The 12,996-nt window shown below is 70.6% G+C and carries 9 protein-coding genes and 1 tRNA gene; 8 read left to right on the top strand and 2 right to left on the bottom strand.

Going from position 1 to position 12,996, the window contains the following annotated elements; translation table 11 throughout:
• Positions 1-20: 20 nt before the first annotated feature.
• The gene (locus tag C4K88_RS07240) at positions 21-836 is read right to left on the bottom strand and encodes a lysophospholipid acyltransferase family protein (RefSeq protein WP_104120971.1); all 816 of its coding nucleotides are present in this window, start codon (positions 834-836) and stop codon (positions 21-23) included.
• A 283-nt stretch (positions 837-1,119) separates the two neighbouring features.
• Here C4K88_RS07240 and C4K88_RS07235 point away from each other — a divergent pair, with 283 nt between their 5' ends.
• The 6 genes from C4K88_RS07235 (at position 1,120) to C4K88_RS07210 (ending at position 9,001) form a co-directional block, all read left to right on the top strand.
• A complete protein-coding gene (locus tag C4K88_RS07235; protein ID WP_104120970.1) occupies positions 1,120-2,484 on the top strand; it encodes a YibE/F family protein in 1,365 nt (454 codons plus the stop codon).
• Positions 2,481-3,806, top strand: a complete 1,326-nt coding sequence (gene dusB / locus C4K88_RS07230) for a tRNA dihydrouridine synthase DusB (RefSeq protein ID WP_104120969.1) — start codon at positions 2,481-2,483, stop codon at positions 3,804-3,806. Before C4K88_RS07235 ends, dusB begins: the two co-directional genes overlap by 4 nt.
• 70 nt (positions 3,807-3,876) lie before the next feature.
• Positions 3,877-5,160: a deoxyguanosinetriphosphate triphosphohydrolase gene (locus tag C4K88_RS07225; protein ID WP_104120968.1), complete on the top strand. Its 1,284-nt coding sequence runs from the start codon at positions 3,877-3,879 to the stop codon at positions 5,158-5,160.
• A gap of 84 nt (positions 5,161-5,244) precedes the next feature.
• On the top strand, positions 5,245-7,203 hold the full coding sequence (dnaG, locus tag C4K88_RS07220) for a DNA primase (protein WP_104120967.1): 1,959 nt from the start codon (positions 5,245-5,247) through the stop codon (positions 7,201-7,203).
• A 54-nt stretch (positions 7,204-7,257) separates the two neighbouring features.
• Positions 7,258-7,330: transfer RNA gene (locus C4K88_RS07215), tRNA-Asn, on the top strand.
• Between the two features lie 156 nt (positions 7,331-7,486).
• Positions 7,487-9,001, top strand: a complete 1,515-nt coding sequence (locus tag C4K88_RS07210) for an SDR family oxidoreductase (protein WP_104120966.1) — start codon at positions 7,487-7,489, stop codon at positions 8,999-9,001.
• 70 nt (positions 9,002-9,071) lie between these two features.
• Here C4K88_RS07210 and C4K88_RS07205 read toward each other — a convergent pair whose 3' ends face one another.
• A complete protein-coding gene (locus tag C4K88_RS07205; protein ID WP_438502338.1) occupies positions 9,072-10,316 on the bottom strand; it encodes a multidrug effflux MFS transporter in 1,245 nt (414 codons plus the stop codon).
• Between the two features lie 286 nt (positions 10,317-10,602).
• Here C4K88_RS07205 and C4K88_RS07200 point away from each other — a divergent pair, with 286 nt between their 5' ends.
• Both C4K88_RS07200 and C4K88_RS07195 read left to right on the top strand, forming a co-directional pair.
• Positions 10,603-12,039, top strand: coding sequence for a sugar porter family MFS transporter (locus tag C4K88_RS07200; RefSeq protein WP_104120964.1), 1,437 nt, complete (start codon positions 10,603-10,605; stop codon positions 12,037-12,039).
• 123 nt (positions 12,040-12,162) lie between these two features.
• Positions 12,163-12,969 carry a phage holin family protein gene (locus C4K88_RS07195; RefSeq protein WP_167398987.1) on the top strand — a complete coding sequence of 269 codons (807 nt, stop codon included), beginning with the start codon at positions 12,163-12,165 and terminating at the stop codon, positions 12,967-12,969.
• Positions 12,970-12,996: the final 27 nt, after the last annotated feature.

Genomic DNA, 12,996 nt, shown 5'->3' with positions numbered 1-12,996 from the left:
CCGGGGGCTCGTGCACGCGGTCAGCCGCGGTCGTGCCGGCCGGCCTCCAGGTCCGCGAGGTCCGCGGCCTCCCGCTCGTCCACGGTCATGGCGCCGCCGCCGTGGTGCGCGGGCATCCACCAGGCGCCCGGCTCCGGGGTCACCGGGAAGTCGGCGATGCACGTCTCGATGCCCTCCTGGAGTTCCCTCCGGAGCTCCTCCGTCTCCTCGGTGACGTCGAGTCCCGGTGCGTGGTGGATGGCGGGACCGATGTGGACGCGGACGGGGGACTTCCAGGCGCGCCGGACCGAGAAGCCGTGGCCGCGGGTCAGCAGCCGGTGGGAGCCCCACACGGAGACGGGGATCACGGGCACGCCGGCCTCGGCCGCGAGCCGCACCGCGCCGGTCTTGAGCGCGCGGACGGTGTAGCTGCGGGACACGCCGGCCTCGGGGAGGATCGCCACATATTCGCCGGCGCGCAGCTTCGCGAGGGCGTCGTCGTACGCTGCCGCGCCGGCCTTCCGGTCCGTGATGACGTGGCCGAGGCCGAAGACGAACGGGCTGACGAACCAGTGCTCCGCCGCGCGCCTGGAGATCATGTAGCGCGCCTGGATGCGGGCGTGGTTCCACAGCACGAGTTCCGCGAGGGCGAAGTCCAGGTAGCCGAAGTGGGTGATGGCGACGACGGCGCCGTGCCCGGGGACGGCGCGGCGCGAGCGCCCGTTCAGGGGGTCCGAGGCCGGCAGGTTCTCGGTCCCGGTGACCGTGACCGGCAGCCTCAGGGCCGCGAACGCGGTCTTGCCCGCGTAGACGACGAACCGGTACATGCGGTCGTTCTGCCGCGGCTTCCATCCCATGCTCTGATCCTTCTTCCTGCCCTCGGCGGCCGCGGGAGGACCCACGGGTGTTCTCTGTGTACTCTTTGTACCCCGGACGGGCGGGCCCGCGCTGCAGGGGCGGCAATCACGCGGTGATGTCGATCGAGAGCACGGGGTCCCTGTCCTGAGCCGGGGGTACTGCCTCCCTCACTGCGCACCACCTCTCCGCCCCGGGCGGGGCCTCCGTGCCGGCGGGGTCCCTGCGTAGAATCGCAGGCGGTGCCCGGCGCACCGCACCATCCAACCACCCCGACCATCGAGGATGCCCGTGGGCTTCAGCCACCAGCACGTCAGCAGCGCGGAGCCGTCCGTCGCCGCGATCGCCGCGCGGCGCCGGGCCACGCTCCTGCTCTCGGCCATCCTCGTCCCGCTGGGCCTCGTCACCCTCGTCGCCATGATGCTCCTGTGGCCGAGCGGGGACCGCAGTTCGGTGAGCGTCGCCGATCCGTACGCGACGGCGGACGGCGTCCGCTTCGACCGCGGCACCGTCCGCGAGGTCGCCGAGGCCGACTGCCCGTCCTCCCAGCCGACCGTCGACGCCGGCGGCACGGCGCTCACCTGCACCATCGCCTTCACGCAGCCGGCCCGCGGCGGTGCGCCGGTCCCCGTCGAGGTGACACCCGAGCTCGCGATGACCGGGGCCGTCGAGCCGGGCGACGAGATCCGCTACCTCGACCTGGCGTCCGTCGTGGAGGGCGGGGCGGCGCCCTACGTGTTCGTCGACTTCGTCCGCTCGGTCCCGATCGTCGCCCTCGCCGTCCTGTACGCCGTCGTCGTCATCGCCGTGGCCCGCTGGCGGGGCCTGCGGGCCATGATCGGACTCGTCGGTGCCCTCCTGGTCCTGGCGCAGTTCATCCTGCCCGGGCTTGTCGAGGGCGCGCCGCCCCTGCTGCTGGGCCTCGTCGGGTCGATCGCGATCATGTACGGCGTCCTCTACTTCGCGCACGGCTTCTCCGCGCGCACCTCGACGGCCCTGCTCGGGACGGTCTTCGGCCTCGCCGTCACGGCGGGCCTCGCGGCCTGGTCCACCGACGCCGCCCACCTGACCGGGGTGGGCGACGACAGCGCGTACGCGCTCGTGAACGCCTCGGACGAGCTGTCCATCTCCTCGATCATCCTGTGCGGTCTCATCATCTCCGGCCTCGGTGTCCTCAACGATGTGACGATCACGCAGTCCTCGGCCGTCTGGGAGCTGTACGAGCTCGCCCCGGACACCTCCGGGCGTCGGCTCTTCGGCTCCGCCATGCGGATCGGCCGCGACCATATCGCCTCCACCGTCTACACCATCGCCTTCGCCTACGCGGGGGCTGCGCTGCCCGTGCTGATCCTCGTCTCCCTCTACGACCGCGCCCTGATCGACACCCTCACGAGCGGCGAACTCGCCGAGGAGGTGGTGCGGACCCTCGTGGGCTCGATCGGCCTCGTCCTGGCCATCCCGCTCACCACGCTGATCGCGGTGCTGGTGGTCAAGGCGGTGGGCCCGAGGTCCGCACGCGGCCGGCACGACGACGTCCCCGGCGAGGGGGCGACGGTTCCGATCGCCGGCGGCACAGGACCCCTCGCGCCGGGAGAGCGGCTCGTGGCGCTCGGCGAACGTCGGGCCCGCGGCGCGGAGCCGGGCGAATGACGAACGCGTGGCGCCGGGCGGCCCGGGAGCGCAGGCGTGCGGGAACCGACGGATTTGCGGGTGCTTGCGACAATGGAGGGGTGACCGCAGTTCCCACCCTCCCCGTCCCCTCCGGCGATCCCGGCCACGGCGACCCCGCGGATGCTCTCCCCGATGCACCCGTCGGCGCGCCGAGACTCGATCTGCCGCCGCTCACCCTCGGCCCCATCACCGTGGACACGCCGGTGATCCTCGCCCCCATGGCCGGCATCACCAACAGGGCGTTCCGCAGGCTCTGCCGCGAGTACGGCGGCGGTCTCTACGTCTCCGAGATGGTCACCTCCCGTGCGCTCGTCGAACGCAGCCCCGAGTCGATGCGCATCATCTCGCACGACGACGACGAGGCCGTACGCTCCGTCCAGCTCTACGGCGTCGATCCCAGGACCGTCGGCGCCGCCGTCCGCCTGCTCGTCGAGGAGGACCGCGCGGACCACATCGACCTGAACTTCGGCTGCCCCGTCCCGAAGGTCACCCGCAAGGGCGGGGGAGCGGCCCTGCCCTGGAAGCTCGACCTCTTCACCGGCATCGTGCAGACCGCCGTGCGCGAGGCGTCCAAGGGCAACGTCCCGCTGACCATCAAGATGCGCAAGGGCATCGACGAGGACCACCTCACCTTCCGCGAGGCGGGCAGGATCGCGCGCGACAGCGGGGTCGCCGCCGTCGCCCTCCACGGACGCACGGCGTCCCAGTTCTACTCCGGCAAGGCCGACTGGAACGCCATCGCGGAACTGCGCGAGGCCCTGCCGGACATCCCCGTGCTGGGCAACGGGGACATCTGGAGCGCCGAGGACGCCGTCCGCATGGTGCACCAGACCGGGGTCGACGGCGTCGTCATCGGACGCGGCTGCCAGGGCAGGCCGTGGCTCTTCGGGGACCTGGTCAACGCCTTCGAGGGCAGCTCCTCCCGGCACCGGCCCGGTCTCGGGCAGGTGGCCGACACCGTGTACCGGCACGCCGAACTCCTCGTGGAGACCTTCGGCAGCGAGATGATGGGGCTGCGCGACATCCGCAAGCACATGGCCTGGTACTTCAAGGGCTACGTCGTGGGCGGGGACCTCCGGGCCAGGCTGGCCACCGTGCCCACCCTCGAGGTGCTGCGCGGGCTCCTGGACGAACTCGACAAGGACTCCCCGTACCCCGGGCAGGACGCCGAGGGGCCCCGCGGCCGCGCCGGCTCACCCAAGCGGACCGCGCTGCCCGAGCACTGGCTCGACGGCCGCGTCCTCAACGCGGCGCAGCAGGCGGACATCGCCGCGGCCGAGGTGGACGTCTCCGGTGGCTGACCGCCGTCCCGTACCCCACATCGGCTCGGACCGGCACGCATTTCCCTCCCCGTTGCGCTAGAAAGGCATCATGAGCTTCCCCGATCCGTCCCTCCCGCCCGGCTACACCGCCGCGGACACCGAGCGGTGGGTCGAGGAGCCGCCGAAGAGCTCCCACCGGACCGACTTCGAGCGGGACAGGGCGCGGGTGCTGCACTCGTCGGCGCTGCGCCGCCTCGGCGCGAAGACGCAGGTCGTCGCGCCCGACACCGACGACTTCGTGCGCACGCGCCTCACCCACTCGCTGGAGGTCGCGCAGGTGGGCCGGGAACTGGGCAGGACCCTCGGCTGCGACCCGGACATCGTGGACACCGCGTGCCTGGCCCACGACCTCGGGCATCCGCCCTTCGGGCACAACGGCGAGTCCGCGCTCAACGACCTCGCCCACGGCATCGGCGGCTTCGAGGGCAACGCCCAGACCCTGCGCCTGCTCACACGGCTGGAGCCGAAGGTCCTCACCGCGGACGGTGGTCCCGCGGGCCTGAACCTCACGCGGGCCAGCCTCGACGCCGCCTGCAAGTACCCGTGGACCGCCGCCGCCGCGCCCGTCATCAGCGGCCGGCGCACCACGAAGTTCGGCGCGTACGACGACGACCTCCCGGTCTTCGCGTGGCTGCGCGACGGCGCCCCGGAGGGACGCTCCTGCCTCGAGGCGCAGGTGATGGACCTCGCGGACGACATCTCGTACTCCGTGCACGACGTCGAGGACGCCATCGTCGCCGGTCACCTGCAGCTGAAGTGGATGGACAGCGCCGACGCCCGCGCCCGCGTGGTGGGCTACACGCAGCAGTGGTACCTCCCGGGCAGCGACCCGGCCGCCGTCGACGCCGCCCTCGCCCGGCTCGAGCGGACTCCGGTCTGGGTGCGCGAGGCGGACGGCACCCGGCGGTCCATGGCGGCGCTGAAGAACATGACGAGCCAGCTGATCGGCCGGTTCTGCCTCAGCGCCATGCAGTCCACCCGGTCCATCTACGGGCCCGACCCGCTGACCCGCTACAACGCGGAGATGGTGGTCCCGGAGGAGACGGTCATGGAGATCGCCGTGATGAAGGGCCTGGCCACCACGTACGTGATGACCACGGACCACCGCCAGCCCCTCTACGAGCGCCAGCGGGAGATCCTGGCGTCCCTCGTGGCGCAGATCCACGCCGACGGGGACCGGCACCTCGAGCCGATGTTCGCCGCGGACTGGCGGGAGGCCGCCGACGACGACGCCCGCCTGCGCGTCGTCGTCGACCAGGTCGCCTCGCTCACCGACGTGTCCGCCCTCGGCCTCCACGAGCGCATCGTCGGTCCGGTCCCGGCCCTCTGGTAGGTCGTGTCCGGTGCCTGTCCGCGCCGGTCCCGATACGTCGCGGGACCGGTCGGAGTGTCGGTGGGGCGGGCCTAAACTGGGGTCATGGCCGGACTCATCAAACGCGAAGACATCGATGAGGTACGCCAGCGCACGGACATCAAGGAGGTGGTCGAGGCCTACGTCACCCTGAAGTCCGCCGGGATCGGCTCGTGGAAGGGCCTCTGCCCCTTCCACGACGAGCGGTCGCCGTCCTTCCACGTGCGGCCGCAGATGGGCTCCTACCACTGCTTCGGCTGCGGCGAGGGCGGGGATGTCATCAGCTTCGTGCAGAAGGTGGACCACACCACCTTCAGCGAGACGGTCGAGAAGCTCGCCGCGCGGATCGGCTTCGAACTGCACTACGAGGACGGCGGGACCGGGCCGCGCCGCGAGGACGTCGGCCGGCGCCGGCGGCTCCTGGACGCCCACAAGATCGCCGCGGAGTTCTTCCGCGACCAGCTCCTCACGCCGGGCGCCGGCACCGCCCGCCAGTTCCTGCAGGACCGCGGCTTCGACCGCGACGCGGCCGCGCACTTCGGCGTCGGCTATGCACCCCAGGGCTGGGACGGCCTGCTCACCCACCTCACGGGGCGCGGCTTCACGCTCGACGAGCTGAAGCTGACCGGCATGTTCAGCGCCTCCTCGAGCAACGCCGGGCGCTTCTACGACCGCTTCCGGGGGCGCCTGATCTGGCCCATCCGCGACATCACCGGTGACACCGTGGGCTTCGGCGCCCGCAAGCTGTTCGAGGACGATCAGGGGCCGAAGTACCTCAACACCCCGGAGACCTCGCTCTACAAGAAGTCCCAGGTGCTTTACGGCATCGACCTCGCCAAACGGGAGATCGCGAAGAACCGGCAGCTCGTCGTCGTCGAGGGCTACACGGACGTCATGGCCTGCCACCTCGCCGGCGTCGGCACCGCCGTCGCCACGTGCGGCACGGCGTTCGGCACGGACCACATCAAGATCGCCCGCCGGCTCCTGTCCGACGACGGCACCGGCGGCGAGGTGATCTTCACGTTCGACGGCGACGCCGCGGGCCAGAAGGCCGCGCTGCGCGCCTTCGAGGAGGACCAGCGGTTCAACTCCCAGACCTACGTGGCCGTCGAGGCCTCCGGCGCGGACCCGTGCGAGCTGCGCCAGCGGCGGGGCGACGACGCCGTGCGGGAGCTCATCGCCGACCGCCGGCCGCTGTTCGAGTTCGCGATCAAGGCGTCCTTCGCCAACTTCGACCTCTCCTCCGGGGAGGGCCAGGTCAAGGCGCTGCGCCATGCCGCGCCGATCGTCGCGCAGATCCGTGACGTGTCGCTGCGGTCCACCTACACGAGGGAGCTCTCCCGCTGGCTCGGGATGCAGTACGTCGGGGAGGACCAGGTGGCCCGGGCGGTGTCCGCGGCGGCGCGGCGGGAGAACTCGTCCTCGACCGGACGCGGCGGTCGCCAGCAGGGACCGCACGCGCAGCAGGGCCAGGGGAGTCCGGGCCAGCAGGGCCAGCAGGGGAGCGCTGCCTCCGACGGAGCCGGGGCGGCACCCTCCTCCGAGCCGTTCTTCGAGCGGCCCGACCCCCGGGACCCGATCGCCCGCATGGAGCGGGAGGCGCTCGAGGTGGTCCTGCAGCAGCCCACGCTCCTCACGGCGCCCCAGTGGGAGAGTTTCTCGACGATCCACTTCACCGTCCCGGTCTACGAGGCACTCCACAACGCCGTCCTCGCGGCGGGTGCCGCCGGCACGGAGCTGTCGCGCTGGGTGGAGTCGGTGCGGGACGGCGTGCCGGACGTGCTGCGTCCCCTCGTGAGCGAACTGGCCGTCCGTCCGTTGCCGGCCAAGGACGCCGACGCCATGGTGAGCTACTGCCGGGACATCCTGAACCGACTGACCGAACTGCGGATCACGCAGCAGAAGGCGGAGAAGCTCGGGCAGCTCCAGCGGATGGATCCGGCCGCCGACCCGGCGCTCTACAACCAGCTGCAGCGGGACCTGATGGAGCTCGAGATGCGGCGGCGGCAGCTCCGCGAGGAGTGAGCCCGGGCCGATTTCACTTCACTGCCTGCGGTATGTAAAGTAGAGACCGCGCTTTCCTCCGTAGCTCAATTGGCAGAGCATTCGACTGTTAATCGAAGGGTTACTGGTTCAAGTCCAGTCGGAGGAGCAACGAAGGGCCGGTGACGGGGTTCGTACCCCAAGTCACCGGCCCTTTTCCTTTGCCCCGCCCTTCTCCCTTGCCCGCAGTGCCGTCTGGCAGAGGTCGAGCGCTCGCGCCAGCCGTCCCCAGAAATCTGTCAGAGGGCAGGCGTAGGCTTCTCCCATGAACACTGATGGTCCTGACGGCAAGCTCATCCTGGTCACCGGCGCCACCGGGTACATCGGCGGTCGGCTGGTGACGAAGCTCGTCGCCGAGGGACGCCGGGTCCGCGTCATCGTCCGGTCCCCGCAGAAGCTCAAGGACGTCCCCTGGGCCGCATCCGTGGAGATCGTGGAGGGTGACCTTCAGGACCGCGAGGTCATGCGCAGGGTGACCGAGGGCGTCGACACGCTCTACTACCTCGTCCACTCCATGGGGTCGGGGCGGAACTTCGACACGCGTGAGGCGGACATCGCGACGATCGTCTCCGAGGCCGCGACCGCCGCGGGGGTTCACCGCATCGTGTATCTCGGCGGTCTCCACCCCGAGGGTGTGGAGCTGTCCACCCACATGCGCTCCCGCACGCAGGTGGGCACGATCCTCCTCGGCTCGGGTACGCCGACCATCGCCTTCCAGGCCGGTGTGGTGATCGGGTCGGGGTCGGCGTCGTTCGAGATGATCCGGCACCTGTCCGACGTCCTCCCTGTCATGCCGGCGCCCAAGTGGGTGCTGAACCACATCGAGCCGATCGCGGTCCGCGACGTCATCCATTACCTCATCGGAGCGCTCGAGCTCCCCGCAGGGCTGAACCGGACGTTCGACCTCGGGTCCCGCGAGGTGCTGACCTACGCCGAGATGATGAACCAGTACGCCGAGGCCGCCGGGCTGCCGCGCCGCAAGATCCTCGCGCTGCCGGTCCTCACGCCTCGCCTCGCCGGACACTGGGTCAACCTCGTCACGCCCATCCCGCGGGCGATGGCCATGCCCCTCATCGAATCGCTCCAGCACGACGCCGTCACCAGCGAACACGACATCGACCAGTACATCGGCGTGCCCGAGGGCGGCCTCACCGGGTATCGCCGCGCAGTGGACCTGGCCCTCGGAAAGATGCGCGGCGGAGAGGTGGAGACCAGCTGGGCGGGCGCGACGCAGGTGGACTCCGCAGCCGACCCGCTCCCGTCGGACCCCCAGTGGGCCGGGCACACGGTCTTCACCGACGTCCAGACCTACAGCTCGAGTGCGTCTCCGGACAAGCTCTGGAGCGTCGTCGAGGGGATCGGCGGCGAGAACGGATGGTACTCCTGGACCGTGGGCTGGGCGGCCCGCGGCTGGATGGACAAGCTCGCCGGGGGCGTGGGGCTCCGGCGTGGCCGGCGGGACGCCAAGGAACTGCTCACGGGCGAGGCCCTGGACTTCTGGCGGGTGGAGGAGATCGTGCGCGGCAGGAGCCTGCGGCTCCGGGCGGAGATGAAGGTGCCCGGCCGGGCGTGGCTCGAGTTCAGGGTGGAGCCGGACGGCTCAGGCAGCTCGTTCTACCAGCGGGCTGTGTTCTTCCCGCAGGGGCTCTCCGGGCGGCTCTACTGGCTGGCGGTGCTGCCCTTCCACGGCTTCATCTTCAAGTCCATGGCCCGTAACATCGCCACCACGGCGGAGGCCCTGCCGGACTCCGGGGCGGTGTCGGAGGCCGAAGCCGCCTGAGGCCGGCCCGCGGCAGCGCGGTGCACAAGCGTGCTGCCGTAGCGCTCCCGCAGTCCGCTTCTGCAGTGAGCTACTGCAGGGCGGGGACGGTCCTCGGGCGGACGACCGTCCAGAGGAACAGCACGCCCACGGCGATGCACGTCGCCATGACGAGCGCCATGGGGGTAGCCGATTCGATACCCTCGCCCAGCAGGCCGACGAGCGGCGAGATCAGGCCCGCCGTCCCGAAGGTCACCGCTCCGAGGAGCGACGCCGCGGTGCCGGCCTGCGCGCCGTTGTTGATGAGGGCCAGGACCTGCACGCACGGGAAGATGAATCCCGTCGCCATGATGTAGAACCACAGCGGCACGGCCGTCCCCCAGAAGCCGAGCCCCAGCTGGTCGAAGGCGATGATGAGCATCGCCATGATGAGCTGGACGACTGTCGCTGTCGCGATGACCCACTGCGGGCCGACGCGCCGGAGGACCCGCGCACTGATCTGCACGCCGGCGACGATGCCGAGCGAGTTGACGGCGAACAGCAGGCCGTACTGCTGCTCGCTCAGTCCGTAGGGTCCCTGGAACAGGAAGGGCGACGCCGACAGGTAGGAGAAGAGCCCGGAGAAGTTCATGCCGCCGACCAGCAGGATGCCGATGAAGATGCGGTCGCTCAGGACCGTCCGGTAGCGCTGCAGGACGGTGAGGCCGGACCGGCGCCGGTTCTCCCGGGGAAGGGTTTCGACGATGAACAGCGACACCGCTGCGATCACCAGCACGCCGTAGCCGGCGAGGAACCAGAAGATGCCGGGCCAGGGGAACAGCAGCAGCAGCTGGGAGCCGATCACGGGGGCGAAGATGGGCGCCATCCCGTTGACGAGCGCCATGTAGGACAGCATGCGCACGAGCGTGTACCCGCCGAAGAGGTCGCGCACCATCGCCATGGCGACCACGCCGCCGCCCGCGGCGCCGACGCCCTGGAGCACGCGGAACAGCATGAGCACGTCGATGTCCTCGGAGGACGCCGCGGCGATAGAGGCGCCCACGTGCAGCGCGGTCGCGAAGATGAGCGGCAGGCGACGGCCGATCTTGTCGCTCAGCGGTCCGACGAGGAGCTGCCCGCACGCGAACCCGATGATCGTGCCCGTGAGCGTCAGCTGGATGGCCGCCTCGGAGACGCCGAAATCCGACCGCAGGGCGGGGAAGGCGGGCAGGTACAGGTCGATGGTGAACGGCCCGAGCGCGGTCAGGGTGCCGAGGATGACGACGTAGATGATCTTCTCGCGGCGGGAGAGGGAATCGCCGAGATGGGTGATGGTGCTCACGCTGGTGCTCAAGATACTGCCTAACGGAACGGGGTGCGGCCGGATGCGGATCGGGTGGGGCTGGGGATGCGTCGATGGCGGCGGCGGCCCGGCGACGACGGCGGAGCGGCTCGCGACGCGCGGCAGGCCGTCCCGGTCGGGACGATTTGGTTGCTGCGGCGAATCAACGGTTGTCTCATCCTACGATGCCGCGTCAAGCCCGCCAGGGCTCGGAGCACGGCGGGGCCGGTCGAGGCGCTGCTAAGCAGGCTTCGGACTGGCGTAGGGTGTTGGAGGGCCGAACGAGCAGGGAGAACCGAACATGAGCGAGCACGACGTCGACACAGGGACCGCCGAACCGCCGCGGCACCTCGCACGGGTCATCGGCATCACGATGGCCGCCGCCGTCGGAGGCCTCCTCTTCGGCTTCGACACGGCCGTCATCAACGGTGCGGTCGATTCGATCCAGGCCGACTTCGAGCTGAGCGCGAGCGTCCTGGGATTCACCGTCGCCATCACGCTGCTCGGCTGCGCTGTGGGCGCCTGGTTCGCCGGCGGGCTCGCCGACCGCTGGGGGCGTAAGAAGGTGATGGTCGCGGCGGCCTTCCTGTTCGCGATCAACTCCGCCGGATCGGCCTTCGCCGTCTCCGAGTGGGACCTCATGGTGTGGCGTCTCGTCGGAGGCCTGGCGATCGGTATCGCGTCCGTCATCGTCCCCGGCTACATCGCCGAGATCGCGCCCTCCAAGTGGCGCGGGGCCCTCGCCTCCGTGCAGCAGCTCGCCATCACGATCGGCATCTTCGTCGCGCTGCTCTCCGACGCCTCGTTCGCGAGCGCCGCCGGTGGTGCAGCGAACGAGTTCTGGTGGGGGTTGTCCGCCTGGCGCTGGATGCTCCTCGTCGGCGTGGTCCCGGCCGTCATCTACGGCGTCCTCGCCCTGATCATCCCCGAATCGCCGCAGTTCCTGATCCGGGCCCACCGCGACAAGGACGCCGCGCGCATCCTGTCCCGGGTCTCGGGCGTCCGTGACACCGACGGCAAGATCCGGCAGATCCGTGAGAGCTTCGAGCGCGAGGACCGCGCGAGCTACCGCGACCTGCGCGGACCCGCCCTGGGGCTGCAGCCCATCCTGTGGGTCGGCATGGCCATCGCGGCGCTGCAGCAGCTCGTCGGCATCAACGCGATCTTCTACTACTCCACGACGCTGTGGAAGTCCGTCGGCTTCAGCGAGAGCGATTCCTTCACGACGTCGGTCATCACCTCGATCATCAACGTGAGCATGACCTTCGTCGCCATCTTCTTCGTCGACCGCGTCGGACGCCGCAAGCTGCTCCTCGCCGGCTCGATCGGCATGACGGTCGGCCTGCTCGCCGCGACCCTCGCCTTCCTCCAGGCGGAGGGCGCCGGTGAGGATGTCGCACTGCCCGGGATCTGGGGACCGGTCGCCCTCGTGGGTGCGAACCTCTTCGTCATCTTCTTCGCCGCGACCTGGGGCCCCGTCATGTGGGTCACGCTCGGCGAGATGTTCCCCAACCGCATCCGGTCGATCGCCCTCGGCGTCGCCACGATGGTCAACTGGGTCTTCAACTTCATCGTCACCCTCACCTTCCCGTGGGTCAGCGCGAACCTCGGCCTGTGGGTCATGTACGCGGCCTTCACGGTTTTCGCCGTCGTGTCCTTCGTCTTCGTCCGGACGAGGCTCCCGGAGTTCGCGGGCAAGGACCTCGAGGACAACGCCGAGCTCGCCTCCGCACGATGAGCGGCAGTACCGCATCGGGGCGCCCCGTGCGCCCGACGGCGCCGAGGCGGGCGAACCCGGGCCCGATGGTAATTTGGGTTCAGCGAATGTCCAGCAAGACACACACGAATGGAGGCAGGGCCTATGAACAGCTCGGCTAGTACGCGCGGCAAGCGGTCCACAGGCTCACTCTCGATCGTCGGGCTGATCAGGCTGCTCGCGCGCCTGACACCGCGGCAGGTCAGCGACGAGTTCTCGATCGCCCTCGAGCAGATGAAGAAGAAGGGCACCAAGGCCGGCATCGCGGTCGCCCTCCTCGTCGTCGCCCTGGTGTTCGTCCTCTTCTTCGCCGTCGCGCTCGTCGTCGCCGCCATCATGGGCCTCGCCGAGGTCATGCCCGCATGGCTGGCCGCCCTGCTGGTCGCCCTGGTCTTCATCGTCATCGGCGGCATCCTCGCCCTGATCGGGGTCTCCCGCCTCAAGAAGCAGCTCCCGCTCGTGCCCGAGGACGCCATCCGCGGCATCCGGTACGACCTCGGCGTGCTCAAGGAGGGCCGCAGCTTCGACCCGGCCACGCTCGACGTCAAGAAGCCCAAGGAGGAGAAGAAGCCGAAGGACACCGGGAAGGATGCCCAGCCGAAGGAGCCGACGCCCTCCTACGAGGAGCTGCGCGGCCGCACCGGGGAGCGCCGGACGCACATCGCCGATGCCCGCGACTCGCTCGGAGCCCGCGTGGACGTCAAGTCCCGCATCGAGGGCGCCCGGCACCGCTCGCCCCAGGGCGCACAGTCCACCGGCAGCCCGACCGGCACCGGCAGGCCCGCGGCCGTCGCCGTGCGCCGCGACGTCCCCCTCAACACGACCCTCGCCGACCGCTGGAAGCCGCTGAGCGTCCTCGCTGCATCCGTCGCGGCGATGATCGTCATGCTGCGCCGCCTCCTCAGCAAGTAGCAGGCAGTCCGACCGACCGACGGCCGG

The sequence above is a fragment of the Arthrobacter pityocampae genome (genome assembly GCF_002927275.1).
GTDB lineage: Bacteria > Actinomycetota > Actinomycetes > Actinomycetales > Micrococcaceae > Arthrobacter_D > Arthrobacter_D pityocampae.
This window is presented reverse-complemented; position numbering and strand designations above follow the sequence as displayed.